Source organism: Xanthomonas translucens pv. undulosa (genome assembly GCF_017301775.1).
In the GTDB taxonomy this organism is placed as follows: domain Bacteria; phylum Pseudomonadota; class Gammaproteobacteria; order Xanthomonadales; family Xanthomonadaceae; genus Xanthomonas_A; species Xanthomonas_A translucens.
Genome location: NZ_CP063993.1, coordinates 1834499 through 1859196 on the forward strand (window position 1 = coordinate 1834499; position 24698 = coordinate 1859196).

General features: G+C 66.3%; 17 protein-coding genes and 2 pseudogenes. 9 read left to right on the plus strand and 10 right to left on the minus strand.

What is annotated here, in order from left to right; all coding sequences use genetic code 11:
* Positions 1-63 precede the first annotated feature (63 nt).
* The gene (locus ISN38_RS07780) at positions 64-1371 is read left to right on the plus strand and encodes an NAD(P)/FAD-dependent oxidoreductase (protein WP_047324492.1); all 1308 of its coding nucleotides are present in this window, start codon (positions 64-66) and stop codon (positions 1369-1371) included.
* An 81-nt stretch (positions 1372-1452) separates the two neighbouring features.
* A pseudogene (locus tag ISN38_RS07785) lies at positions 1453-1707 on the plus strand (trimeric intracellular cation channel family protein); the annotation flags it as partial.
* A gap of 143 nt (positions 1708-1850) precedes the next feature.
* On the opposite strand, the gene rpoH reads toward ISN38_RS07785, so the two are convergent.
* The 6 genes from rpoH to rhlB form a co-directional block, all read right to left on the minus strand.
* Positions 1851-2729 (minus strand): RNA polymerase sigma factor RpoH, encoded by an 879-nt coding sequence (gene rpoH / locus ISN38_RS07790; RefSeq protein ID WP_003469114.1) that lies wholly within the window; start codon positions 2727-2729, stop codon positions 1851-1853.
* Positions 2730-2948: 219 nt separating this feature from the next.
* Positions 2949-3674 carry a uracil-DNA glycosylase gene (gene ung, locus ISN38_RS07795; protein ID WP_003480772.1) on the minus strand — a complete coding sequence of 242 codons (726 nt, stop codon included), beginning with the start codon at positions 3672-3674 and terminating at the stop codon, positions 2949-2951.
* A gap of 22 nt (positions 3675-3696) precedes the next feature.
* Positions 3697-4539, minus strand: a complete 843-nt coding sequence (locus ISN38_RS07800; RefSeq protein WP_003469112.1) for a response regulator — start codon at positions 4537-4539, stop codon at positions 3697-3699.
* Between the two features lie 7 nt (positions 4540-4546).
* Positions 4547-5494 (minus strand): permease-like cell division protein FtsX, encoded by a 948-nt coding sequence (ftsX, locus tag ISN38_RS07805; RefSeq protein WP_206712142.1) that lies wholly within the window; start codon positions 5492-5494, stop codon positions 4547-4549.
* Positions 5491-6177 (minus strand): cell division ATP-binding protein FtsE, encoded by a 687-nt coding sequence (ftsE, locus tag ISN38_RS07810; protein ID WP_003480767.1) that lies wholly within the window; start codon positions 6175-6177, stop codon positions 5491-5493. The genes ftsX and ftsE overlap by 4 nt, the downstream gene beginning before the upstream one ends.
* A gap of 70 nt (positions 6178-6247) precedes the next feature.
* Positions 6248-8044 carry an ATP-dependent RNA helicase RhlB gene (rhlB, locus tag ISN38_RS07815; RefSeq protein WP_108085290.1) on the minus strand — a complete coding sequence of 599 codons (1797 nt, stop codon included), beginning with the start codon at positions 8042-8044 and terminating at the stop codon, positions 6248-6250.
* Positions 8045-8248: 204 nt separating this feature from the next.
* On the opposite strand from rhlB, the gene trxA reads away from it, so the two are divergent.
* The 4 genes and pseudogenes from trxA to ISN38_RS07835 all read left to right on the plus strand — a co-directional run bounded on the left by trxA (position 8249) and on the right by ISN38_RS07835 (position 12370).
* Positions 8249-8590, plus strand: coding sequence for a thioredoxin TrxA (gene trxA, locus ISN38_RS07820; RefSeq protein ID WP_003465432.1), 342 nt, complete (start codon positions 8249-8251; stop codon positions 8588-8590).
* A gap of 219 nt (positions 8591-8809) precedes the next feature.
* Positions 8810-10630: a transcription termination factor Rho gene (gene rho / locus ISN38_RS07825; protein ID WP_038236362.1), complete on the plus strand. Its 1821-nt coding sequence runs from the start codon at positions 8810-8812 to the stop codon at positions 10628-10630.
* 105 nt (positions 10631-10735) lie between these two features.
* Positions 10736-11174: pseudogene (locus ISN38_RS07830) on the plus strand (IS1595 family transposase); the annotation flags it as partial.
* A 63-nt stretch (positions 11175-11237) separates the two neighbouring features.
* Positions 11238-12370 (plus strand): IS3 family transposase gene (locus ISN38_RS07835; protein WP_108084527.1). Its coding sequence is split into 2 segments (ribosomal slippage): positions 11238-11493 and positions 11493-12370, totalling 1134 coding nucleotides; the frame shifts between segments, so codons are not numbered across the junction.
* A gap of 173 nt (positions 12371-12543) precedes the next feature.
* Here the strand turns inward: ISN38_RS07835 and ISN38_RS07840 are convergent.
* Positions 12544-14916, minus strand: a complete 2373-nt coding sequence (locus ISN38_RS07840) for an N-6 DNA methylase (protein WP_196479550.1) — start codon at positions 14914-14916, stop codon at positions 12544-12546.
* 203 nt (positions 14917-15119) lie between these two features.
* On the opposite strand from ISN38_RS07840, the gene ISN38_RS20810 reads away from it, so the two are divergent.
* Positions 15120-15206, plus strand: coding sequence for a helix-turn-helix domain-containing protein (locus ISN38_RS20810; RefSeq protein WP_139115875.1), 87 nt, complete (start codon positions 15120-15122; stop codon positions 15204-15206).
* A 143-nt stretch (positions 15207-15349) separates the two neighbouring features.
* Here the strand turns inward: ISN38_RS20810 and ISN38_RS07850 are convergent, their stop codons facing one another.
* Positions 15350-16240 (minus strand): energy transducer TonB, encoded by an 891-nt coding sequence (locus ISN38_RS07850; protein ID WP_003465429.1) that lies wholly within the window; start codon positions 16238-16240, stop codon positions 15350-15352.
* Positions 16241-16311: 71 nt separating this feature from the next.
* Positions 16312-18054: a bifunctional isocitrate dehydrogenase kinase/phosphatase gene (gene aceK, locus ISN38_RS07855; protein WP_003465428.1), complete on the minus strand. Its 1743-nt coding sequence runs from the start codon at positions 18052-18054 to the stop codon at positions 16312-16314.
* Between the two features lie 215 nt (positions 18055-18269).
* Here aceK and ISN38_RS07860 point away from each other — a divergent pair, with 215 nt between their 5' ends.
* On the plus strand, positions 18270-20660 hold the full coding sequence (locus ISN38_RS07860; protein WP_206712143.1) for a TonB-dependent receptor plug domain-containing protein: 2391 nt from the start codon (positions 18270-18272) through the stop codon (positions 20658-20660).
* Positions 20635-21966, plus strand: a complete 1332-nt coding sequence (locus ISN38_RS07865; RefSeq protein WP_003465426.1) for an aminotransferase class V-fold PLP-dependent enzyme — start codon at positions 20635-20637, stop codon at positions 21964-21966. Before ISN38_RS07860 ends, ISN38_RS07865 begins: the two co-directional genes overlap by 26 nt.
* A 90-nt stretch (positions 21967-22056) precedes the next feature.
* Here ISN38_RS07865 and ISN38_RS07870 read toward each other — a convergent pair whose 3' ends face one another.
* Positions 22057-24288, minus strand: a complete 2232-nt coding sequence (locus ISN38_RS07870) for an NADP-dependent isocitrate dehydrogenase (protein ID WP_206712144.1) — start codon at positions 24286-24288, stop codon at positions 22057-22059.
* Between the last annotated feature and the right edge of the window lie 410 nt (positions 24289-24698).

Here is a 24698-nt window from a genome sequence, read left to right on the forward strand (position 1 = left end):
CGGCCGGCGCCAGCGTCGCGACAGCCGCTTGCGCCTCGTCTTCGCGTCCCTCTGGAGTCCCGCATGGCTGACTCGTCCGTGCCGCACCTGATCGTGGTCGGCGGTGGTTTCGCCGGGTTGTGGGCCACGCGCGCGCTGGCCAAGGCGCCGCTGCGCATCACCCTGATCGACCGCCGCAACCACCACCTGTTCCAGCCGCTGCTGTACCAGGTCGCCACCGCCGGCCTGTCGTCGCCGGACATCGCCGCGCCGCTGCGGCAGATCCTGCGCAAGCAGGACAACGTGGCAGTGCGCCTGGGCGAAGTGCTGCGCCTGGACAAGCAAGCGCGGCAGGTGCACCTGGCCGGCGGCGAGACGCTGGACTACGACTACCTGCTGGTCGCCACCGGCGCCACCCATGCCTACTTCGGCCACGACGAGTGGGCCAGGCACGCGCCCGGCCTGAAGACCCTGGACGACGCGCTGCACCTGCGCCGCCACCTGTTGCTGGCGTTCGAACGCGCCGAAGCCGAGAGCGACCCCGCCGCGCGCGCGGCCTGGCTCAGCTTCGCCATCGTCGGCGGCGGCCCGACCGGGGTGGAACTGGCCGGCACCCTGGCCGAGATCGCACGGCATACGCTCAAGCACGAATTCCGCCGCATCGATCCCGCGCAGGCCAAGGTGCGGCTGATCGAAGCCGGCCCGCGCGTGCTCGCCTCGTTCCCGGAGCGGCTGTCGGCCAAGGCGCAGAAACAACTGGAAAAACTCGGCGTGGACGTGCTGACCGGTGTGCCGGTGGCCGACATCGACGCCAGCGGCTACCGCCTTGGCAGCACCTTCGTGCCCGCACGCACCGTGGTCTGGGCCGCCGGCGTGGCCGCCTCGCCGCTGGGGCGAACCCTGGACGTGCCGCTGGACCGCAGCGGCCGGGTGCAGGTGCAGCCGGATCTGAGCATCCCCGGGCATCCGGAGGTGTTCGTCGCCGGCGACCTGGCCGCGCTGCAGCAGGCCGACGGCAAGCCGGTACCCGGGGTGGCGCCGGCGGCCAAGCAGATGGGCCGGCACGTCGCCGGAAACCTGGCGAAGCGGCTGCGCGGCGAACCCGGCGACGCACCGTTCCGCTATGCCGACTACGGCAACCTGGCCACCATCGGGCGCATGGCCGCGATCGTGCACCTGGGCCGTCTGCAGCTGTCCGGCCTGCTGGCCTGGTGGTTCTGGCTGGCCGCGCACGTGTTCTTCCTCATCGGCTTCCGCAACCGCCTGGTGGTGCTGCTCAACTGGGCCTGGGCGTACTGGAGCTACCAGCGCGCGGCGCGCATCATCCTTGGCGACGACGCGCGCGCGGCCGAACCTGCGCCGGCCGCACCGGAGCCGCCGGCGGCCGCGTGACACCCTGCGGCAGGGCTGCGATCCAGCCGCCCTTTGCCACGTTGCAATGCCGTCTTGGCGACCTTCCTGTTCCTGCTCGACCTGCTCGGCATGCTCAGTGGCATCGGCGGCGGCATCGTGCGCGACCTGCTGGTGGCGCGCACGCCGATGGTGCTGCAGGCCGAGCTGTACGCGATGGCGGCCTTGCTCGGCGGCGGCGTGGTCGCCGCGGCGCATGCGCTGCACTTGCCGCAGCCGTGGGGAGTCGCGATCGGCGCCACGCTGTGCTTGGGCCTGCGCTTCATGGCGATCCGCTACGGCTGGCACCTGCCGGTGGCGCGGCCGCCGGAGCAGTGAACCCGGCAGCTGACCGCACCACACGTGGCGGTTGCGCGCGTCCGCATCCGCAAATCTGCGCAAGCATCGGCCCAGCGAAAAAGGCCCGGAAAACCCGGGCCTTTTTGCTTCGCTGATCGATCACACGCACATGGTCGCACCCCTCACGCCACGAACAACGCCTTCATCTTCTTCAGCGCGTTGGCTTCGATCTGGCGGATGCGCTCGGCGGACACGCCGTACTCGTCGGCCAGCTCCTGCAGCGTGATCTTGCTGTCGGCATCCAGCCAGCGGCGCTTGATGATGTCACGCGAACGCGCATCCAGTTCGGCCAGGCCTTCGCGCAGCAGCTGCAGCTGGTTGTCCTCGCTGTCGGCGCGCTCGTAGGCCTGCGAGGGATCTTCCTCGGCGGCCATCAGGTAGGCGGCCGGCGACGGCGGCGCGTGATCGTCGTCGTCGTCGGACGGCGCGTCAAAACCGATGTCGCGACCGGACAGGCGCGACTCCATCTCCAACACCTCGCGCTCGGACACGTTGAGGTCCTTGGCGACCGCGGTCACTTCCGCCGCGTTCATCCAGCCCAGGCGGGTCTTGGACTTGCGCAGGTTGAAGAACAGCTTGCGCTGCGCCTTGGTCGTGGCGACCTTGACGATGCGCCAGTTCTTCAGGATGTACTCGTGCATTTCGGCACGGATCCAGTGCACCGCGAAGCTGACCAGGCGCACGCCCATTTCCGGGTCGAAGCGCTTGACCGCCTTCATCAGGCCGATGTTGCCTTCCTGGATCAGGTCGCCCAGCGGCAGGCCGTAGCCGTTGTAGCCGCGGGCCACGTGGACCACGAAGCGCAGATGCGAATGAACTAGTTCGCGGGCCGCATCCAGGTCTTCCTGGTCACGGTAACGCACTGCCAGCGCACGCTCCTCTTCGGAGGTCAGCACCGGGATCTGGTGCACGGCGCCGATATAGGCATCCAGCGAACCGAGCGGACTGGGGATCGGAAGATTGTTGGCCACCAGCGCGGTGGCAGGGATGGTCTGGCTCATAGGGCTCATCTTAGCAGTCAACTAACTGGACTGCTGGGTACAGTAAAAAGTTCCTGCGTTCTATTCATGCAACATTGGACTCAGGGAACGGGCTGTGAAAGAAGCCTGTGGAACACTGGGAAGGGCAGGCGTAACCGGTTACGAGCGCCAAAATTAGCACCGCGCCTGCGAAATTTGCGTACACGCGGCGCACCTCGGGTACCGCCGTCGAACCACGGTTCAGCCGCCGCCCGCCGCGTCCAGCGCAGCGCGCGGCGGCAGGCTCCAGTCGATCGGCGTGGCGCCGCGGCGACGCAGGTAGTCGTTGGCCGCGGAGAAGTGCTTGCAGCCCAGGAAGCCGCGGTGCGCCGACAGCGGCGAGGGATGCGGCGCCTTCAGCACGCGGTGGCGGCGGGTGTCGATGACCTTGCCCTTGGCCTGGGCATAGCTGCCCCACAGCAGGAACACCAGGCCTTCGCGCTCGCGGTTCAGGGTGTCCACCACATGGTCGGTGAAGCCCTCCCAGCCCTTGCCCTGGTGCGCGCCGGCACGGCCTTCCTCGACCGTCAGCACCGCGTTGAGCAGCAGCACGCCGCGCTGCGCCCACGGCAGCAGGCAGCCGTGATCGGGACGGCGGATGCCCAGGTCGTCCTCGATCTCCTTGTAGATGTTCAGCAGCGACGGCGGCACCGGCACCCCGGGCAGCACCGAGAAGCACAGCCCGTGCGCCTGGCCGTAGCCGTGGTACGGATCCTGGCCAAGGATCACCACTTCGACCCGATCGAACGGGGTCGCGTCGAATGCGGCGAAGATCTGCCGCCCGGGCGGAAACACGCGTGCGCCGGCCGCCTTGCGCTGGCGCAGGAACGCGGCCAGTTCGCGCATTTCCGGGCGCAGCAGCCAGTCGCCGATCTGCGCCTTCCACGAGGGTTCCAGCTGGATCCGGGTGTCGTCTTCGCTACTCATGCAGGGTCGGTGGATGTGTCGGTCAGAAGGTCACGGCATTGTCGCTGAGCTTGGCCAGGCGCAGCTGGAACAGCACCTTGGTGACCAGCAGGCGCTCCTCGATCGGCTTTTGCACCAGGTCGTTGGCGCCGGCGCGCAGCAGCTCGGACTGGTTGTGCGGGTTGCTGTCGCCGGTCATCACCAGCACCGGCATGCGCCGCTTGCCGTAGGCGAAGTCGATGCGGATGCGCTGCACCAAGTCGCGGCCGTTCAGTTCGCCCTTCAGGGTCACGTCGGTCAGCACCAGGTCGATGCGGCGGGTGGTGCGGCCCAGCGATTCGGCGGTGAGCAGCGCGAACGCGTCCTCGGCGGTCAGCACGTGCACCACGTGCAGTTCCTGGCGCTCGAGCATGCGCTTGGTCGCCTCGGCCACCACCCGGCTATCCTCGACATAGAGGATGGTGGCGCCGACCACCGGCTGCGGTTGCACGTAGCCGCGGATGAAGGTCGCCAGCGCCTCGTGGCCCAGCGCCTTGTCGAAATAGTCGGTGACGTATTCGGTGAAGCGGCGTTCGACCAGGTGCTGCTGCGCATCGCCGGAGACCACGATCACCGGCACGTAGGACTGCCCGGCCGCCTCGCGCACGCTGCGCGCCAGGGCCAGGCCGTCGCCGTCGGGCAGCGCCAGCGAGGTGGTGACCAGGTTCACCGGGCCGGCCTCCAGCGCCGCGCGCGCCTCGGCGATGCTGGCGCAGCCGACCACTACCACGTCCGGCAGTTCGCGGTGCAGCACATCGGCGATCAGCTTGCGCACCAGCTTGGAGCCGTCCACGACCATCACCCGCGGGGCATCGCTGATCAGGTGCTTGAGCTCGTGCCGGGACATGCGCGCCTCAGGTATGGGTGGAACGCGTCTGGCGCAGGAAGTGGCCGGTCACCAGCCAGGCGCCGAGCCAGCCCAGCAGCAGGGTGCCGAGCAACACGAGCCCCGAATGCAAGGCGTCCAGCCCGTGCAGCGCGAAATGGCTGCCGTAGCTGTCGGCCAGTTCCGCCAGCGGCGGCCCCAGCGCCAGCCCGGACGCGGCGATCAGGCCCAGCGCCAGCACCCCGGCGCCGAAGCCGTACCAGGCGCCCAGGTACAGGAACGGGCGGCGGATGAAACCGTCGCTGGCGCCGAGCAACTGCAGCACGCCGATTTCCTCGCGCCGCGACTGGATGTCCAGGCGCACGGTGTTGCCGACCACCAGCGCCGCACCGGCGCCGAGCAGCACCGACAGCACCTGCACCAGGCGCTCGCCGAAGCGCAGCCAGCCGTCCAGGCGCTTGCGCCACAGCGCGTCGTGCTGGACCAGATCGGCCTGCGGCAGCGCGCTCAGCGCCGCCGCCAGCGGCGCGTCGTCGGCCGCGGCCGGGGTGACGATCAGCAGGGTCGGCAGCGGGTTGTCGTCGAGCGCGTCCAGCGCATCGCCCAGCCCGGCGCTGTCGCGCAGCTCGGCCATGCCCTGCTCGGGCGTACGCAGCGCCACCGCGGCGACGTCGGCGCGGCCGCGCAGGGTCGTCGCCAGCGTATTGGCCGCGGCGGCATCGACGCCGGTCTTCAGGAACACATTGATGTCGCGCGACTGCTGCACGCTGCCGGCGAACTGCTTGAGGTTGTCCAGCGCGATCGACAGCCCAAGCGGCAACGCCAGGGCCAGCGCCATCACCGCCATCGTCAGCAGCGTCGCCCAAGGCTTGCGCATGGCCCGGCCGAGGCTGTAGACGATGCTGTGCAGGTGGTGGTCCCACCACACGCCCAGGCGCGAGGGCGCGGCGCCGCCGCCGGCATTGCGTGCGCTCATTCGGCCAGGTCCTGCGGAGAGATGTCGTCGGCCAGGCGGCCGTGGTCCAGGATCAGCACGCGCTTGCGCATCTGCTTGAGCAGCGCCAGGTCGTGGCTGACCACCAGCACGCTGGTGCCGCGCGCCGGCAATTCGGCGAACAGCTGCATGATCTCGGCGGCCAGGGTCGGGTCGAGGTTGCCGGTGGGTTCGTCGGCGACCAGCAGGCGCGGCTCGGCGACCATCGCCCGGGCGATGCCCACGCGTTGCTGCTCGCCGGCCGACAGCTGCGACGGCAGCGCCTTCTCGCGATGGCCCAGGCCCATCCGCTCCAGTATCGAGCGCACGCGCTTGCCGATCTCGGCGCGGCGCGTGCCGCGCAGGATCAGCGGCAGCGCCACGTTCTCGGCGATGCTGCGGTCCATCAGCAGGCGGTGGTCCTGGTAGACGACTCCGACCTCGCGCCGGTGCAGCGGCACGCGCCGCCCGCGCACCTTCAGCAGGTTGCGCTCGCCGAACAGCACCGCCCCGCGCGACGGACGCTCGCTGAGATGGATCAATTTGAGCAAGGTGCTCTTGCCCGCCCCGGAATGGCCGGTGACGAACAGCATCTCGCCCTCCTCCACCTGGAAGCTGACATCCACCAGGGCCTCGTGGCCACCGGCGTACTGTTTGCTGACATTGTCGAACCGCAGAACGCTCATCCGGCGATTATGCCGGAGCGGCCCGGGTTTTCGTCCACCGTGCGCGCGCCGCGAACGGTGGAGCGCCGGTTCAGGAGCTGGACACCAGCGAACGCAGCTTGCGGCCGAGGCGGGTCAGGAACGAATCGTTCGCTGCAGCAGCCGGCGCGGCGGCACGCTCGCCCTGGCGCGCGGCCTTGACCTGCACCGGCTTGGTCGGCGCGTCACTGCTCGCGACGGCAGCAGCGCCCTCGGCGCCTTCGGCACCTTCCAGCGGACGCCCGCCGCGGCGACGCCGGCGCTTGCGCGGCGCGCGCTCGCCATCCACCGCAGGCGCGCCTTCGGCGGCCGCGCGGGCCGGCTTGGGCGTGGACGCTGCGACCGCTGGCGCGGCTTCGGTGGCGACCGCCGCCGCGGGCGCGTCGGCGACAGCTGCGGTCGCTGCCCCGGCCTCGGCGTCGGCCGGACGCGGGGTGCGCGGGCGCCGCGGCTTGCCGTCGGCAGCGCGCGCTTCGCCACGACCGCCGGCACCGCCGCCGGGGCCGCTACGGCCAGCGCCGGGCTTGCCGCGGCTGCTGCCGCCGCCACGCCGCTGCTCGTCGGCCTCGCGCTGCGCACGCGCCTCGCGGAAGATGTCGCCGATGCTCTCGTCGGCATCCGCATCGACCTCGACCGCTTCACCCTCGACCACCGCGCGCGGAGTGCGCGGCAGCGCCATCAGCAGTTCGGCGGTGACCGGCTCGACCGGGATCTTCTGCTCGATGTAGGCCTCGATGTCCGGCAGGCTCATCGCGTAGCGCTCGCAGGCGAAACTGATCGCATCGCCCTCCTCGCCCAGCCGCGCGGTGCGGCCGATGCGGTGCACGTAGTCCTCGGCGTCGAACGGCAGGTCGTAGTTGTAGACGTACTTGACGCCGTCGATGTGCAGGCCGCGCGCGGCCACGTCGGTGGCGACCAGGATCTCCAGCTGGCCCTTCTGGAAGCGGTTGAGCAGGGTCTCGCGCTTCTTCTGCGGCACATCGCCGGACAGCACGCCGACCCGGTAGCCATTGCGCTCCAGCGAACGCGCCACGCGCTCGACGAAGGCCTTGGTGTTGACGAACACCATGGTGCGCGCGCCCTCGCTGCGCGACAGCAGGCCCAGCAGCAGGGTCAGCTTCTCCTCGTCAGAGGGGAAGTAGATGCGCTGGCGCACGCGCGCGGCGGTGATGCTCTCGGTCTCGACCACGAGCTTTTCCGGCTCGTTCATGTGCTCGTAGGCCAGCTCCAGCACGCGGTGGCTGAGCGTGGCCGAGAACAGCAAGGTCTGCCGGGTGCCGCGCTCGGGCATGCGCCGCAGCAGGAAGCGGATGTCCTTGATGAAGCCCAGGTCGAACATGCGGTCGGCTTCGTCGAGCACACAGATCTCGCATGCGTGCAGCGACACCACTTTATGCTGCTTGACGTAGTCGATCAGCCGCCCCGGGGTGGCGATGATCACGTCCACGCCCTGCTGCAGCAACTCTCGCTGCTTGTCGTAGTCCACGCCGCCGTAGACCAGCGCGAAGCGCAGGCCCAGGTCGGCGCCGAACTTGACCGCGTCCTTGTGGATCTGGATCGCCAGTTCGCGGGTCGGGGCCAGGATCAGCGCGCGCGGGTCCTCGGGTTTGCGGTCGGCCAGCGCCGGGCGGCTGAGCAGGCGGTTCATCACCGTCACCAGGAACGCCAGGGTCTTGCCGGTACCGGTCTGGGCCTGGCCGGCCACGTCGCGGCCCGGCAGGGCCACCGGCAGGGTCAGCGCCTGGATCGGCGTGCAGCGGGTGAAGCCTGCGCCTTCGAGGCCGGCCAGCAGCGCCGGTTGCAGCTCGAACGCGGAAAAAGTCACATCGGTCAGGGGTTTGTCGCTCATCATTCCATCTTCGTCAGGCCACCCCGCCCGAAGCGTAAGGTCGCGGCTTGCATCGGCCCCGGCAGCGTCGCACACTGGCGACTTGACATGCCGGGTCGCGCGACAGGGGGGAATCCCTTGATTTCGCCGCGCAATGCCCCAGTTTACCGCAATGCGGCGGCCACCCGGTCCGGCCGGTCGCATTGGCCCAGGAGATACCCCAAAGTGAGCGATAAGGTCCTACACGTCGGCGACGCCGATTTCGATACCGCCGTGCTGCAGTCCGGCGAGCCGGTCCTGGTGGACTTCTGGGCGGAATGGTGTGGCCCGTGCAAGATGATCGCCCCGGTGCTGGACGACCTGGCCGACACCTACGACGGCAAGCTCAAGGTGGCCAAGGTCAACGTGGACGAGAACCGCGCCACCGCGATCAAGTACCACGTGCGCTCGATCCCGATGCTGCTGCTGTTCAAGGATGGCAAGGTCCAGGCCACACAGATCGGCGCGGTCGGCAAGGGCCAGCTGACCCAGATGATCGACAAGACCCTGGGCGGCGCGGCGGCCTGAGTCTGTCGCCGGCCGCTCCGGAGCGGAGCGGCCGCTGTCGTACCGGCCGGCTGAATCGCCCGGTAACGCCTGCTTGCCGTGGTTGCGCGGCGATGATAGTGTCGGCGCATCCGGTGGCATTCGCGCACCGCACCCCCTCTGGAAGATTCTCTTCTAGACCCCTTCCCAACCCGTTTGCCCCCACGCTGGGCGCTCGCACTCATAGCGAGGAATCACCACTTGTCCGATCACACCATTACCGAACCCGGGAGCGTCGATGCCCCCGCCGAGAAGCGCGCGCGCAAGCCGCGTGTCAGCAAGCCCGTCAGCGGCGCTGAAGGCGGAGCGGAGCATGGCGCACCTGCGCAGCCGAACCTGCCGCTGAACCCGGCACCGGCCCAGGCCGACGCGCCCCGTGCCGCACCCCAGCAGGAACGACAGGAACGCGCCGCGCCGCAGGAACACGCGCAGGCAGCATCGCAGCAGCCCCAGTCCCAGCCCGCCCCCGCTTCCGGCGGCGATGCCCAGGGCCAGGGCGGCGGCAACCAGAACGACGGCGGCGAGCCGCGCGAAGGCGGCAACCCGCGCTTCAACAACCAGAATCCGCAGAACCAGAACAATCAGAACAACCAGCAGGGCAATCGCCGCGACCGCTTCCGCAATCGCCGCGATCGCGATCGCGGGGGCAGTGGTGGCGGTGGCGGCGGTCGCTTCCCGGACAATGGCCTGCCCAACGACACCGGCGCCAACGAGGTGTTCGTGCCGCGTCCGCATGCCAACGTGCCGGAAGGCTTCCCGATCTACTCGCTGAGCGACCTGAAGCGGATGCCGGCGCAGAAGCTGCTGGACATCGCCGAGCAGCTCAACATCCAGGACGGCGTGGCCCGCGCGCGCAAGCAGGACGTGATCTTCGCGCTGCTGAAGGTGCTCACCCGCCATGGCGAAGGCGTCGCCGCCGACGGCGTGCTGGAAATCCTGCCGGACGGCTTCGGCTTCCTGCGCGCGGCCGAGGCCAGCTACCTGGCCGGCCCGGACGACACCTACATCTCGCCCAGCCAGATCCGCCGCTTTAACCTGCGCACCGGCGACCACCTGTCCGGCCGCATCCGCTTCCCGAAGGACGGCGAACGCTATTTCGCGCTGTCGATCGTCGACACGATCAACGGCGAGCCGCTGGAAGCGAGCAAGAACAAGGTGCTGTTCGAGAACCTGACCGCGCTGTTCCCGCGCAAGCGCTTCACCCTGGAACGCGGCAACGGTTCCTCAGAAGACATCTCCGGGCGCATCCTCGACCTGATGGCGCCGCAGGGCAAGGGCCAGCGCGCGCTGATCGTATCCCCGCCCAAGGCCGGCAAGACCATGCTGATGCAGCAAGTGGCCACGGCGATCACCACCAACCATCCCGACGTGCACATGATCGTGCTGCTGATCGACGAGCGGCCGGAAGAAGTGACCGAAATGCAGCGCACCGTGCGCGGCGAGGTCATCTCCTCCACCTTCGACGAGCCGGCCGCGCGCCACGTGCAGGTCGCCGAGATGGTGATCGAGCGCGCCAAGCGCCTGGTCGAGCACAAGAAGGACGTGGTGATCCTGCTCGACTCGATCACCCGCCTGGCCCGCGCCTACAACAACGTGGTGCCGTCCTCCGGCAAGGTGCTCAGCGGCGGCGTGGACGCCAACGCGCTGCACCGCCCGAAGCGTTTCTTCGGCGCGGCCCGTAACGTCGAAGAAGGCGGCTCGCTGACCATCATCGCCACCGCGCTGGTGGAAACCGGCAGCAAGATGGACGAGGTGATCTACGAAGAGTTCAAGGGCACCGGCAACAGCGAAGTGCACCTGAACCGCCGGATCGCCGAAAAGCGCGTGTACCCGGCGATCGACATCAACCGTTCCGGTACCCGCCGCGAAGACCTGCTGATCGAGCCGGAGCTGCTGCAGAAGATCTGGATCCTGCGCAAGCTGCTGCATCCGATGGACGAGATCGCGGCGATGGAGTTCCTGCTGGACAAGATGAAGAACACCAAGTCCAACGACGAGTTCTTCGGGTCGATGAAGCGCTGAGTTCATAGAAAACGTTTGAGAACAAGGCCTTCGGATATCGAAGGCCTTGTTTGTTTTTGGCAGATACCCACTCAAAATATTAGCCCTGACTTTAAGCCATCAGATCTGGACGGAGAGCGCAACGGCAGCAAGCCCCTACGCGGGTCGGAAAACAAGCAGTCGTTCCTGATTGCGGTGCAAACCGATGCGGCCTTGACCGCGTCGAGGTTTGTGGTGATGGAGCCGGTGCGCAGCTTTGACAATGCCTCGCTCAAGGACTGGACAGCGCGTCGCCTAGCGCCCGAATGCGGGGTCTATACCGATTGGGCTGGCCTGCTTCCGTCGCCTGGAAGAGGCCGGCCACGCCCACACCACGCTGGACACCGGTGGCCTGCGTGACACCAACGAAGCGGCCGGCTCCCCGCTGGGTCATGTGGTGCTTGGCAACCTCAAACGCGCCATCAGCGGTGTGTATAACGCCATCGCGCAAGGCAAATACGCAAGGCGTTATCTGGCCGAGGCGGCCTACCGTTTCAATCGCCGATTTTGCCTGCGGCGAGCAATTGACCTGCCCCCACTGAGTCATACCATCTGAAGCTGTAAAGTCCGTCAAGCCAAGAGGACGGACATGAAGAAGAGCAGATTCAGCACCGAGCAGATCATCGGGTTCATCAAGCAGGCCGACGCGGGCATGGCCGTGGCGGAGTTGTGCCGCCAACATGGCTTCAGCCCAGCCAGTTTTTATCAGTGGCGGGCCAAGTACGGGGGCATGGAGGCCGACGAGGCCAAGCGGCTGAAAGAACTGGAGGTCGAGAACAATCGGCTGAAGAAGTTGCTGGCCGAAGCGCACCTAGACATCGAAGCGCTGAAGATCGGCTTCGGGGTAAAACGCTAGCCCCGCAACGCAAGCGCGAGGCAATCCGACGAATGCTCGAACACACCGCGTTGAGCGAGCGCCGGGCTTGCCGCCTTGCGGGGCTGTCCCGCGATGCTTTCCGCCACGAACCCGTGCCGACGCCAGCCACGCAGGCGCTGTCCGCGCGGCTGGTCGAGCTGGCCCAGGCCCACCGCCGCTTCGGCTATCGCCGACTGCATGATTTGTTGCGCCCGGAGTTTCCGTCCGTGAACCACAAGAAGATTTATCGCCTGTATGAGGAAGCCGAGCTGAAGGTGCGCAAGCGGCGCAAGGCCAAGCGTCCGCTAGGCGAGCGCCAGAAACTGCTGGCGGCCTCCATGCCGAACGACACCTGGAGCATGGACTTCGTGTTCGATACGTTGGCCAACGCACGCCGCATCAAGTGCCTGACCGTGGTCGACGACTTCACTCGCGAGAGTGTGGACATTGCCGTGGATCACGGCATCAGCGGCGCTTACGTGGTGCGGCTGCTCGATCAGGCGGCGTGCTTCCGTGGCTATCCACGCGCGGTCCGTACCGACAATGGCCCGGAGTTCACCAGTCGCGCCTTCATTGCCTGGACACAGCGACATGGCATCGAGCACATCCTGATCGAGCCGGGTGCCCCCACGCAGAACGCCTACATCGAAAGCTTCAACGGCAAGTTCCGCGACGAGTGCCTCAACGAGCACTGGTTCACCTCGTTGGCACAAGCGCGGGACGTGATCGCAGACTGGCGACGCCACTACAACGAGATCAGGCCGCATAGCAGTTGTGGTCGCATCCCGCCGGCACAGTTCGCCGCCAACTACCGTACACAACAAACCAACGACGCAGTAACCTTCAACCCAGGGCTTTATCAGTAATCACTGGTACGGACGGTGGGGGCAGGTCACAATTTCCACAACTGAGAATCAGGGCTAATCAGGTTAGATTTAGGACGACTGGAAATGTGCTTCGTATAAATTCATGTAAGCCGACGTGACACCTGCTGTAATTTTTGGGCCGCAACGAACATCACGACCCTGAACCAGACGGACTAGTAGAATGCGCTCGAAACTTTAAGGTCGTAGCCGGCCAGCGCCGTTTTAATAACTCGCTTGGTCTGAATTATTTGGGTCGAAACCCATGCTTCGAGTGTCGCGTCATTTGGAAGGGCGAACTCGGCAATTCGGGCCGGCGTTAACTTTCTGCCGTAAGAGAATCTCCATTTCTCTGCATGTAAACAAGCCGCGGCGATAACAAGCTTAGCCTCTGAGAATTCCTTCTTTTTAGGAAGAAGAACTAAGCAGTCATCATTGACCGCACAGGGTTCGAACTGAACAAAAGCCTCCCCAATCGAGCCAGTTTGTGCAACGGTGACAAACGGCGGCTTAAGAACCGTTGGAAATTCTAGCCATCCGTAACATCCATTGTAGGCTTCCGTTGGCGAAATCACGAGGGTTTCGCCATCAGCGATGCCGTCTCGACTGTGAAGCTCCTTCATTCCATAGAAAATGTCGAAAAGCTCGCCAAGAGTGTTAGGGGCTGAATCCTCGGCGAGGAGACGCGAATTTTCCAGCTTCGCTTTCGAAACCTGCTTCCTGTAGTCAGAAATTGTAATTGCACCAGCCGAAATCTGATTGCGCTGAGCCATTACCTCCTTCGCATATCGAATGTAGAATGAAGCAAGCCTGCGCAAATGAACGTCTACTGCGTTCTGAACCTCGATAAGACTTGGAGGGGCTGATTTCACGAATGCACCAACGGCCCACTCCCCCTCTCCCGTGACCTTGCCTGCTGCGGAGAATCCCGGAATAGATTTCTTGTTGAGCACTGCCGCTAGAGCCATCTCGGCATCATTTGGAACGTTCTCTCGTTCCACCCTGATACCTTTCTTTAAAGTTAATCCATCGTTATGAAGCCGCACAAACATCGGGCGTTGTGAAGAATCGTGCTTCACACCCTTCTCTAGGACAACGATTGAGGTGGTTGCGGATGCATACGGCTGAAAAAGCTCATCAGGAAGCTGGCAGACAGCAACAAGGCGGTTTTTTGAAAGAATCCGCCTCCGCCATGCACCCTTGCTTTTCTTGACAATCAGGCTGGTTGGGAGAATTACAGCTAGTCGCCCCCTGTTCCGCAAGCCTTCTAGTGCTCGGTCTACGAAGTCTTCAGAAGGTGTGTCCGTCATCTTATGAGGGAATGGCGGGTTCATCAACACGATATCTGCCTTGCCCTCTGGGAAGTCTGGCGCAGTGAAACAATCTTCTTGATAGACCTTGGTCGAGCCATCGCCACGCAAAATCATATTTGCCACGCAAAGCGCCGCAGTCACCGGTTCTGTTTCGAAGCCATACAGCTGCTTCTTCACCACCTTGACCATTTCGCTTCGGCTCAAATCATGAACGCGTAACAGCCTATCCATCGTGGCCACTAGGAAGCCGCCCGACCCACAAGCGGGATCAAGGACGATATCCTCTTTGCCCACCTCACACATATCCGCCATTAGCCGCGAGATGTGTCGCGGGGTGAAGTACTGTCCGATGGTGTTTCCACCCGTGTAGCGGAAAAAATTTTCGTAAAGTTGCCCGAGATAGTCGTGCTCTGCCGTCAATACGCTTACATTCAATTTTTCAAGAATGCGTGCAATTTCGACGGCTTTTGCTGCAAGCTTTACATTCGCTTCTTCGACACGAAGACTCTTTCCCAATTCAGGCTTGCCGGCTTTGGTGAAAGCTTTCGCACATTCACTATTTATATCTTCTAGGATGTGACCTTGGTCACGACGAATTTTACCCTTTGAGCTAGCGAGAGCCAGCATTATTGAGGCAACTACGGCAGGACGAAACTCGTCCTTAATTTTGGCCTCTCGCAAGTAGCGATTAATTTCATCTGCTCGCCTTGCAAGTACTTCAGGTGGCGGGATTGTAGGGCGAAGCTCGGCTGAACCGTGAGGCGTTGCTACTCTTTCGAGGTCAAGCCTATTGGGAATCCAAGAGATGGGCTTGCCGTTATACGTGACAACCTCCCACTTCCGCCCCGTCCATTTCGACACTCTTAGCTCAAAGCTATCATCAGAAGTTCCCGCCAAACCGATAGCGAGAGGGGCGGCATCGCCATTGACGAGCTTAGAGGCGTAATGTTCTGCCTCGGCCAGCGCCTTGCTGACCTCCCCAATGAATCTCTTGGCTTCTATGACTGCCAACACGCTCAACGTGGCCTTATCGACCAGTAAGCCCTCTGGATAGCCGCTGGCAATCCCCTTCTTGCTCGCCTTGCTCAGACGCTCACTCAACTCTGAGAAGGCACCATATTCGTTTTGCAACAGCAGGTCGCCTACAGGGGGGCGCTTAATCACCCAACCCTGCGTAACCAGCAGTTCATGCAGAAGCAACTCACTTCTGCGCTCTGACGTTCCCTTCTTACTCACCATACTCTCCTGCACGGCCGCTAACGCGGCTCTTAGAAAACGTCCAAGGATAGCGTGTGCAGCCGCCAATGCACATCACAGCCCCAGAGAAGATTGACGCCCTGAGTCGCACCCGTTGAGACTGAGGTCGTTTAGGAAGGATGAAGAGTGAAGTTAGGACGCAAAAGAGCATTGACTAAGCTCAGGAGGAGCGAATCCGAAAGATGCGTGCGGAAGAAGACTTCAACATCGAGCAACTAGCCGAAAATTTCGGAATTAGCCGCAGCAACGTGTATCGTGCGTTACAGTAAAGAGTAGGTGACACTTAGCTGCGCCTTTCTTCTTCCACTTCAAGTCGGCGACCAGCTCCAGTTGTTCGGTAGCAGGCAGACTCGCTGCCGCAAGAATAAAGTCCGCAAGCGCATCGTGGCGACCGGCTCTTCAAGGGCATCGCTCAACTGCCCTGCAGCGGCGTCAACAGGCGCGGGCCGTTGTTGTCGACCATGTACACGCCGCCGGCCGACAGCGCGTCCGGCGAGAAGCCCGATGCGTCCTCGCCGGTGTCCCAGGGCGCGCGCGCGCGCGGACCGGGGACATAGCTGATCCAGTGCCCGTAGCTGCTGTCCATGCCTTGGTTGGGCTGGTCGCGCAGCGAATAGTTGACCGGGACGCGCACCGCCCAGTACGGCGCCGACACCTCCTTGCCTTCGCTCGGCGGGCGGAACCTCCACTTGCGCGCCGCCGCCAGCGCGCTCCTGGCGAAGATCTCGCGCAGCGTCTGCATCTCGCTCTCCGAGGCCACGATGCGCAGGTTGACCTGCTCGACCGCGGCATCGGCGACGCTGCCGTCGCGCGCCACCTTGAGCACCAGGTACGCCGAGCCGGAGGCGCCCACCCGGTACGCCGCTTCCGGATACGCTGGCGGCGGCGTCCTGATCGAGGTCACCGCGCGCGGATCCTTGGGATCGTAGGCGGCGAAGCTGGCATGGCGGATCTCCACCTGATAGCGGTCGCCCTGCTGGCGCTTGGCCACCAGACGCAGTGTCATCGGGGTGCGCGTCGGCACCGGCTTGCCGTCGCGCAGCGCCGGCTCGAAGGTCCACCGCTGCACCGACTGGCGCACGAAGCCCAGCACGCCCTCGGGCAGCTTGTCTGCGTGATCGATCGCCAGCGCCGACACCGCACCGTCGGGCTCGATGTTGATCTTGCCGGTCACCAGCAGGCTGCTTTCGACCTGCTTGCGTACCGCGCCCGGGCCGGTGCCGGTGGCAACCGCGGTGACCGCCAGCAACGCCAACAGCAGACCGCACCAGCGCCATGTCGAAATTCCCGATTTGCGGTGCATCGCGCTTCCTTGCCTGGATGAGACGCCGATTACAGCGCAGCCGGCTGACGCAGGCAAGTCAGGCCGGCAGGTCAGGCCAACCGCAGCGACTCCGGGTACGGCGGCGCGTCCGGGTAATCGTCCTCGCGCAGCCGTGCCTGCAACGCGCGCCACCACTGCGGGTCGAACAGTTCGCCATGCGCGCGCTTGACCGCATCCAGGGACGCGGCCGGCAGGCCCATGAACAGCGCGAAGCGCTCCGGGAACACGTCGCGCGCGGCGACGTGGAACCAGGGTTCGGCGGACATGGCTTCCTCGTCGTTGCGCGGCTGCGGCCAGTCGCGGAAGGTGCAGTCGGTGACCAGGCACAGTTCGTCGTAGTCGTAGAACACCGCGCGCCCCTGGCGCGACACGCCGAAGTTCTTCAGCAGCATGTCGCCGGGGAAGATGTTGTTGCGCGCCATGTCCTTGATCGCCTGCGCGTAGTCCAGCGCCGCCTCGCGCGCCGCCTCGGCGGTCTGCTCGCGCAGGTACAGGTTCAGCGGGCGTAGCCGCCGCTGCACGTAGCACAGCTCGAAGATCAGATCGTCGCCATCCTCGCGCAGGCTGCGCGCGCAACCTTGCAGCAGTTCCGCGAGCAATGCCGGAGCGAAGCGCGCGCGCGGGAAGCGCAGCGACCGGTACGGCTGCGCATCGAGCAGGCGGCCGACCCGGTCGAGGTTGAACACCAGCGCGTACTTGTCCTCGACCTGTTCGCGGCTCATCGTCTTCGGATAGGCGAAGCGGTCGCGGATCAGCTTGAACACCAGCGGGTAGCTCGGCAGGGTGAACACCGCCATGACCATGCCCGGCGTGCCGTCGGCGTGCACCAGCTGCTCGTTGGGCTGCGCCTGGAAGTGGCGGAAGAAGGTGCGGAAGCGCTCGGTCTTGCCCTGCTTGGCGCGGCCGAGCATGGTGTACAGCTCGTCGATCGGCTTGTGCGGCAGCAGGCTGCGCAGGAACACCACCGCGTCGCCGACGGTGGGCAGGTCGGCCTGGAAGTAGCTGCGCGAGATGCCGAACAGTTGCGCCACGTCGTTGCGCCGGGTCAGCACCGCTTCGGCGCGCAGGCCGTCGGCGTCGTTGACCAGCGCGATCACGCAGGGCGAGAAGCGGTGCTCGCCGAACACGCGGCCGACCAGATAGGCGCGGCGCTCGCGGTAGAACACCGTCTCCAGCAGTTCGATGCCGCGCACCGGCTGCTCGCCCCAGTGCGCCAGGTCGTCCTGCAGGCGCACCGCGATGGCCGCCGCGCAGCGGGTGCGGTGCGCGTACGGCACGTCGAACGGGTAATCGCCGAGCACGCGCATGAACGCGTCCACCGGCCGCGTCTCGGACACCGCATAGTTGTGCCGCGCCACCGGATGGGTGATCGCATCGGTCGGTTCGATGTCCAATGCCACGAACTCGATCCGCGTATCCACGCCCTGGGTGCGGAAGAAGCGCCGGGTCAGCGTGTTGTAGAAGGTCTTGTACAGCTCCTGATCGATCAGCCCGTGCAGTTGCGCGGCGAAGCTGTCGCGGACCTGCGCCCACAGCGTGCGGTCGTGGGTCTGGCCGAGCAGCAGCGTGCGCAGGCGCAGCATGCATTCGTCGATGCACTGGTCGTACAGCGCGATGCGCTCGACCGCGTCGTTGCGCGCGGCGTTCCAGTCCCGGTTCTCGAAACGGCGGCGGGCGCGGCCGCTGATCTGCGCGAAGCGCGCGTGGTAGTCCTCGAACGCGTCGCGGATGCTGCGCGCCACGGCGTCGGCGCGGGGTTCGGCGGGCATGGGCGGTGCGGACGTGTCGGTCATGGCCGCAGTCTACCCGCGTGCGCGGCGGCGCTTGCGCGAGGCCGCGATCCCCGCCCCGGCGGAGCAGCGCCGCGATCTGGCGCACGCCCCGTCATCGGCGTGCAATGGAGACGTCAGTGCCGCGTCGTCGGCGGCCAGCAGACTAGGCAGCCTTCGCCGGGCCGGCCATTGCTCGGCCCGTGTTTCGACACTTTGCATGCCCGTTGGGAGAGCACTTGAACCGCATCGCACATCGCCGTCTGGCGACCGTCGTTTTCACGGTGTGCGCCGGCAGCAGCGCCGCCGCATCCGCCACCCCGCCAGCGCAAGAGACCGACAGCACGAGTACCACACTCGACAGCGTCGTGGTCACCGGCACCCGTGGCGCCAACCGCACCCAGTTCGGCACGCTGGCGCCGGTGGACGTAATCAGCGCCGAGGAGATCCGCGCGGTCGGCAGCAGCGACCTCAACACCGTGCTGGCGGCGTTGGTGCCGTCGTTCGTGGTGCAGCGCCTGCCGCTGGCCGACGGGCAGGTGTTCGTGCGCCCGGCCACGCTGCGCGGGCTCTCGCCCGACCAGACCCTGGTGCTGGTCAACGGCCACCGCTTCCACCGCTCCGCACTGCTCGGCGCGCGCGGTGCGCAGGCGCCGGACCTGGCGCAGATCCCGACCAACGCGATCAAGCGTATCGAAGTGCTGCGCGACGGCGCCGCGGCGCAGTACGGTTCGGACGCCATCGCCGGGGTGATCAACATCATTCTCGACGACCGGGTCGGCACCGAACTGGGCGTGGACGTGTCCCGCTACAGCGAGGGCGATGGACTCGCGCGCACCTACTCGCTCAAACGCGGCTGGGAGTTGGGCGCAGGCAGTCTGGTCGCCTTCGCCGAGCACAGCGCATCCGAACCCACCGACCGCGGCGTGCAGCGCGCCGACGCGATCGCCTTCCAGGCGGCGCATCCGGCGATCGCGGTAGCCGATCCGGTGCAGCGATGGGGCCAGCCGGAACAGCACAGCACGCACCTGGGCATGAATCTGGACCTGCCGCTGAGCGACAGCGTCGGCCTGTACGGCTACGCCTTGTTCAACGACGGCGGCGGCGTCTCCGACTTCAACTGGCGCAACCCCGATAGCAACGCGTCCATCTACAAGACCACCGCCGCGTTCCCCGGCTTCGATCTGCGCAGCGTGTATCCGGCCGGCTTCACCCCACGCTACGGCAGCGACTATCGCGACGCGCAGACCCTGGCCGGGCTGAAGGGCGCCTTCAACGAGCGCTTCAGCTGGGATGTCAGCGCCGCGTACGGGCTGAGCAAGATCGCCTACTCGCTCGGCGACTCGATCAATGCCTCGCTGGGACCGACCAGCCCGACCGCGTTCCACCTGGGCAGCCTGCAGCAGCGCGAGGTCAACCTCAACGCCGACTTCGTCTATGCGCTGCCGCTGGCGATGCTGCCGGATCCGCTGAACATCGCCTTCGGTGCGGAACGCCGCAGCGAAACCTATGCCATCGCCGCTGGCGATCCTGCCTCCTATGCCATCGGCGCCGGCGCACGCTACGGCCTGGCGCCGAACGCGAACGGCGCGCCGGGCTTCAGTCCGCAGCAGGCCGGTTCCTGGGACCAGACCAGCTACGCCGCCTATGCCGATGTGGAAGTGCCGCTGACGGCGCGCTTCAGCGTCGGCGGCGCGCTGCGCTACGAGGACTTTTCCAGCTTCGGCAGCAGCCTCAACGGCAAGCTGTCCGCGCGCCTGGAACTGACCCCGTGGCTGGCGCTGCGCGGCGCCTGGTCCAACGGGTTCCGTGCGCCGACGCCCGGGCAGTCGTACGCGACCCAGATCACCCAGGGCCTGGACACGGTCAGCCTGCAGGTCTTCAATTCGGGCCGGCTGTCGCCGCAGGATCCGATCGCCATCGCGCTCGGCGCCAAGCCGCTGAAGCCGGAAGCATCCGATTCGCTGAGCCTGGGCCTGGCCTGGCAGGCGCCGAGCGGGCTCTTCGGGTCGCTGGATCTGTACCGGATTGCGCTCAGCGACCGCTTCAGCACCTCGCAGAGCTTCGTGGTGCCGGCCACCCTGCCCAATCCGATGCATTACACGTCGGTCAATTACTTCACCAACGACTTCGACACCACCACCGAAGGCGCGGACCTGGTGTTCGGCTACCAGCACACGCTCGGTCGCGGCCGCGTCGGCGCCACGTTGGCCTACAACTACAACCGCACCCAGGTCGACAACGGCAGCACGGCGGTGGCGGCCAATCCGACCCAGCGCATCCTGTTCGAGCAGCAACTGCCGCAGCACAAGGGCAGCCTCGGCCTGACCTGGGAACAGGGGCCGCTGCAGGGCCTGCTGCGCATGCGCTACTACGGCGCGTGGACCGACAGCAGCGGCAACGCCAGCGGCGACATCTTCCAGCGCTTCGGCGCGATCTCGCTGCTCGACCTGTCGGCGACCTATGCGCTGAGCCAGACCCTGTCGCTGCGGCTGGGCGCGGACAACGTGCTGAACACGTATCCGGACAAGGCCACCTTCCAGGCCAGCCGCGGCCTGGTGTATTCGCGCAACGCCCCCTACGACACCGACGGACGCAACCTCTATGCGCAACTTCGACTGCGCTTCTGACCGTCCCGACCCGCGCCGGCGCGCGCTGCTCGCGGCCGCGCCGCTGCTGTCGATGCAGGACATGCTGCGCCAGGTCGGCGGCAGCGCCACGCAAGCGGCGGAGATGCCGGCGGCACCGGCGGGCGTGCCGGCGCGGCAGCTGGCCTCCGATGAAGCCTATTGGGCGCAGGTCGCCGCCGCCTACGACGTGGACCGGCGCACCATCGCGCTGGAAAACGGCTACTGGGGCGCGTTGTCGCAACCGGTGCTGCAGGCCTATGTGCAGCGGGTGCAGCAGGTGAACCACGACAACGCGCACTACGCACGCCTGCAGTTCCCCGACGACTACCGCGCCCTGCGCGCACGCGCTGCCGGCGTGCTGGGCATCGATCCGCGCGAACTGGCGCTGACCCGCAACGCCACCGAGTCGCTGCAACTGCTGATCGGCGGCTACAACCGGCTCAAGCCCGGCGATGCGGTGCTGTACGCCGACCTCGACTACGACGCGATGATCACCGCGATGCAGTGGCTGCGGCAGCGCCGCGGGGTGGAGGCGATCGGCATCGAGCTGCCGCAGCCGGCGACGCGGCAGAACCTGATCGACGCCTACGCACAGGCGCTGCAGCGCTATCCGCAGGTGAAGATGATGCTGGTCACCTGCATCAGCCATCGCACCGGGCTGGTACTGCCGGTGGCCGAGATCGTCGCCATGGCGCGCCAGCGCGGCGTGGACTGCATCGTCGATGCCACCCAGGCGATCGGCCAGCGCGACCTGCGCCTGCCCGAGCTGGGCGCGGACTTCGTCGGTTTCAATTTCCACAAATGGATCGGCGCCCCGCTGGGCGTGGGCGGCTTCCACATCCGCCGCGAGCGCATCGGCGACATCGACCCGCACATGGGTCAGGCAGGCCCGGCCGACAGCATCGACACGCGCGTGCATACCGGCACCGTCGATTTCGCCGCCTTCCTGACGCTGCCGACCGCACTGGAGGCGCACGAGCGCATCGGCGCGGCCAACAAACAGGCGCGGCTGCAGTACCTGCGCGACCGCTGGGTGCACGCCATCGCCGACCTGCCCCAGCTCGAAGTGCTCACCCCCGACGACCCGCAGCTATACGGGGCGATGACCTCGCTGCGCCTGCGTGGGCAGACCAGCGAACAGCAGAACACCGCGCTGGCGCAGCGTCTGCTGCAGCAGTTCGGCGTCATGACCACGGTGCGCAGCGGTGCCGCCAGCGGCGCCTGCGTCCGCGCGACGCCGGCGCTGTTCACCCGTCCGCAGGAGATCGACCGCTTCGCGCAGGCCCTGCGCAGCATCGCCGGCTGAGGCCGGCACAAACGCAAGCCTGCGTTCGCGAGCATCGGTCGCGCGCGCCCGCTGCCGACCTGCGCGGCAGCGGGCGCGGGACAGCGCGGGTTACGCCGTCAGCGTCGCCAGCGCGGCGTTGAAGGTCGCGCTCGGCCGCATCGCCTGGCTGACACGCTCCAGGTTCGGACGGTAATAGCCCTGGATATCGACCGGCTTGCCCTGCACGCCATTGAGCTCGGCGACGATGGCCGCCTCGTGCTCGGCCAGCTGCTTGGCCAGCGGTGCGAAGCGTGCCTGCAGCGCCGCGTCCTCGTCCTGCGCGGCCAGGGCCTGCGCCCAATACAGGGCCAGGTAGAAATGGCTGCCGCGGTTGTCGAGGTCGCCGACCTTGCGCGAGGGCGATTTGTCGTTGTCCAGGAACTGGCCGTTGGCCTGGTCCAGGGTCTTGGCCAGCACGCCGATGGTCGCGTTCTGATGACGCTGGCTAAGATGCTCCAGCGACGCGGCCAAGGCCAGGAACTCGCCCAGCGAATCCCAGCGCAGGTAGTTCTCTTCGACGAACTGCTGCACGTGCTTGGGTGCCGAACCGCCGGCACCGGTCTCGAACAGGCCGCCGCCAGCCATCAGCGGCACGACCGACAGCATCTTGGCGCTGGTGCCCAACTCCATGATCGGGAACAGGTCGGTGAGGTAGTCGCGCAGCACGTTGCCGGTGACCGAGATGGTGTCCTCGCCTTTGCGGATGCGCTGCAGCGAGAACGCGGTCGCCTCCACCGGCGGCAGGATGCGGATGTCCAGCCCGGTGGTGTCGTGGTCCTGCAGATAGCGCTCCACCTTCTGGATCATCAGCGCATCGTGTGCGCGCTGCGGATCCAGCCAGAACACCGCCGGGGTGCCGCTCAGGCGCGCGCGGCTGACCGCCAGCTTGACCCAGTCCTGGATCGGCGCGTCCTTGACCTGACACATGCGCCAGATGTCGCCGGCTTCGACCGCATGCTCGAGCAGCACTTTGCCGTCGCTATCGCTGACCCGCACCATGCCGGCGGCGGCGATCTGGAAGGTCTTGTCGTGCGAACCGTATTCCTCAGCCTTCTGCGCCATCAGGCCGACGTTGGGCACGCTGCCCATCGTCGCCGGATCGAACGCGCCATGCCGCTTGCAGTCCTCGATCACCGCCTGGTACACGCCGGCGTAGCAGCGGTCCGGGATCAGCGCCTTGGTGTCCTGCAGCTTGCCCTCGGCGTTCCACATCTTGCCCGAGTCGCGGATCATCGCCGGCATCGACGCATCGACGATCACGTCGCTGGGTACGTGCAGGTTGGTGATGCCCTTGTCGGAATTGACCATCGCCAGCGCCGGGCGCTGCGCGTACACCGCCTGCAGATCGGCCTGGATCTGCGCGCGCTGCGCCTCCGGCAGAGTGGCGATGCGCGCGTACAGGTCGCCGATGCCGTTGTTCGGATCGAAACCGACCTGCTTCAGCGCATCGGCGTGCTTGTCCAGCACGTCCTGGTAGAACGCACCGACCACCACGCCGAACATGATCGGGTCGGAGACCTTCATCATCGTCGCCTTCAGGTGCAGCGAGAACAGCACGCCCTGCTGCTTGGCGTCGGCGATCTGCGCCTGCACGAAGCTGGCCAGCGCGCGCTTGCTCATCACTGCCGCGTCGATGATCTCGCCGGCCTGCACTGCGGTCTTTTCCTTCAGCACGGTGACGCTGCCGTCCTTGCCGACCAGTTCGATCCTGACGCTGCCGGCCTGCGCGATCAACGCCGAGCGCTCGCTGCCGTAGAAATCGCCGTCCTGCATATGCGCCACGTGCGACTTCGAATCGGCACTCCACGCGCCCATGCGGTGCGGATGCTTGCGCGCGTAGTTCTTCACCGACAGCGGCGCGCGGCGATCGGAATTGCCCTCGCGCAGCACCGGATTGACTGCGCTGCCCTTGACCCGGTCGTAGCGCGCCTTGGCCTCTTTCTGCGTGTCGTCCTGCGGCTCGTCCAGGTAGTCCGGCAGCGCGTAGCCCTGCTGCTGCAGTTCCTTGATCGCGGCCTTGAGCTGCGGCACCGAGGCGCTGATGTTGGGCAGCTTGATGATGTTGGCTTCCGGCGTGGTCGCCAGCTGGCCCAGCTCGGCCAGGTCGTCGGCGATGCGCTGCTCCTCGCGCAGGTATTCGGGGAACTGCGAGATCAAGCGGCCGGCCAGCGAGATGTCGCGGGTTTCCACGGCGATGCCGGCGGTGCCGGCGAAGGCGGCGACGATCGGCAACAGCGACTGCGTCGCCAGGTACGGGGCTTCGTCGGTGAGCGTGTACAGGATCTTGGGCGTATTCGACATGAGTGACGTGGGCTCGCTTGCGGATTCGGGAAGGACGCGTTGCCGCGGGAAAGACCGCAGTCGGCACGGCGCGGACGGCGTGCGAACTCTGGCGCTTTCGACGAGGGAAACCCGGCGACGGCGTTGGCATTGCAGCCGCCGATTGTCGCGTTTTCTGCTTGCCGGAGAAAGCGCTTGCATGGGACGTTGGAAACCGCAGACACCGAACCAGCACACGCGCTCGCACTGTGCGCGGCATGGCGCAGCGGCGATGGCTTGCGTTGGCTCGCAGGACAAATTCCGCCATCGCTTGCGGCGCAAGGCGGTGCGCCTTCCCTGCGCAGGCGTATGGGCTGCACATCGGCAGAGCGCTTCGCATGCAGTGCCGATGGCATTGATCGGAAGGCGGGCGGCGTCGATACGGCTGCGTA

What these genes read in the sequence shown, in the direction of transcription:
- ftsE (WP_003480767.1), bottom strand. Translation starts at nt 6,177, where the DNA reads ATGAGCGTTCTGCGGTTCGACAATGTCAGCAAACAGTACGCCGGTGGC.
- rhlB (WP_108085290.1), bottom strand. Translation starts at nt 8,044, where the DNA reads ATGAGCGACAAACCCCTGACCGATGTGACTTTTTCCGCGTTCGAGCTG.
- ISN38_RS07800 (WP_003469112.1), bottom strand. Translation starts at nt 4,539, where the DNA reads ATGTCCCGGCACGAGCTCAAGCACCTGATCAGCGATGCCCCGCGGGTG.
- aceK (WP_003465428.1), bottom strand. Translation starts at nt 18,054, where the DNA reads ATGACCGACACGTCCGCACCGCCCATGCCCGCCGAACCCCGCGCCGAC.
- ung (WP_003480772.1), bottom strand. Translation starts at nt 3,674, where the DNA reads ATGAGTAGCGAAGACGACACCCGGATCCAGCTGGAACCCTCGTGGAAG.
- ftsX (WP_206712142.1), bottom strand. Translation starts at nt 5,494, where the DNA reads ATGAGCGCACGCAATGCCGGCGGCGGCGCCGCGCCCTCGCGCCTGGGC.
- ISN38_RS07870 (WP_206712144.1), bottom strand. Translation starts at nt 24,288, where the DNA reads ATGTCGAATACGCCCAAGATCCTGTACACGCTCACCGACGAAGCCCCG.
- ISN38_RS20810 (WP_139115875.1), top strand. Translation starts at nt 15,120, where the DNA reads ATGCGTGCGGAAGAAGACTTCAACATCGAGCAACTAGCCGAAAATTTC.
- ISN38_RS07865 (WP_003465426.1), top strand. Translation starts at nt 20,635, where the DNA reads ATGCGCAACTTCGACTGCGCTTCTGACCGTCCCGACCCGCGCCGGCGC.
- rpoH (WP_003469114.1), bottom strand. Translation starts at nt 2,729, where the DNA reads ATGAGCCAGACCATCCCTGCCACCGCGCTGGTGGCCAACAATCTTCCG.
- ISN38_RS07850 (WP_003465429.1), bottom strand. Translation starts at nt 16,240, where the DNA reads ATGCACCGCAAATCGGGAATTTCGACATGGCGCTGGTGCGGTCTGCTG.
- ISN38_RS07780 (WP_047324492.1), top strand. Translation starts at nt 64, where the DNA reads ATGGCTGACTCGTCCGTGCCGCACCTGATCGTGGTCGGCGGTGGTTTC.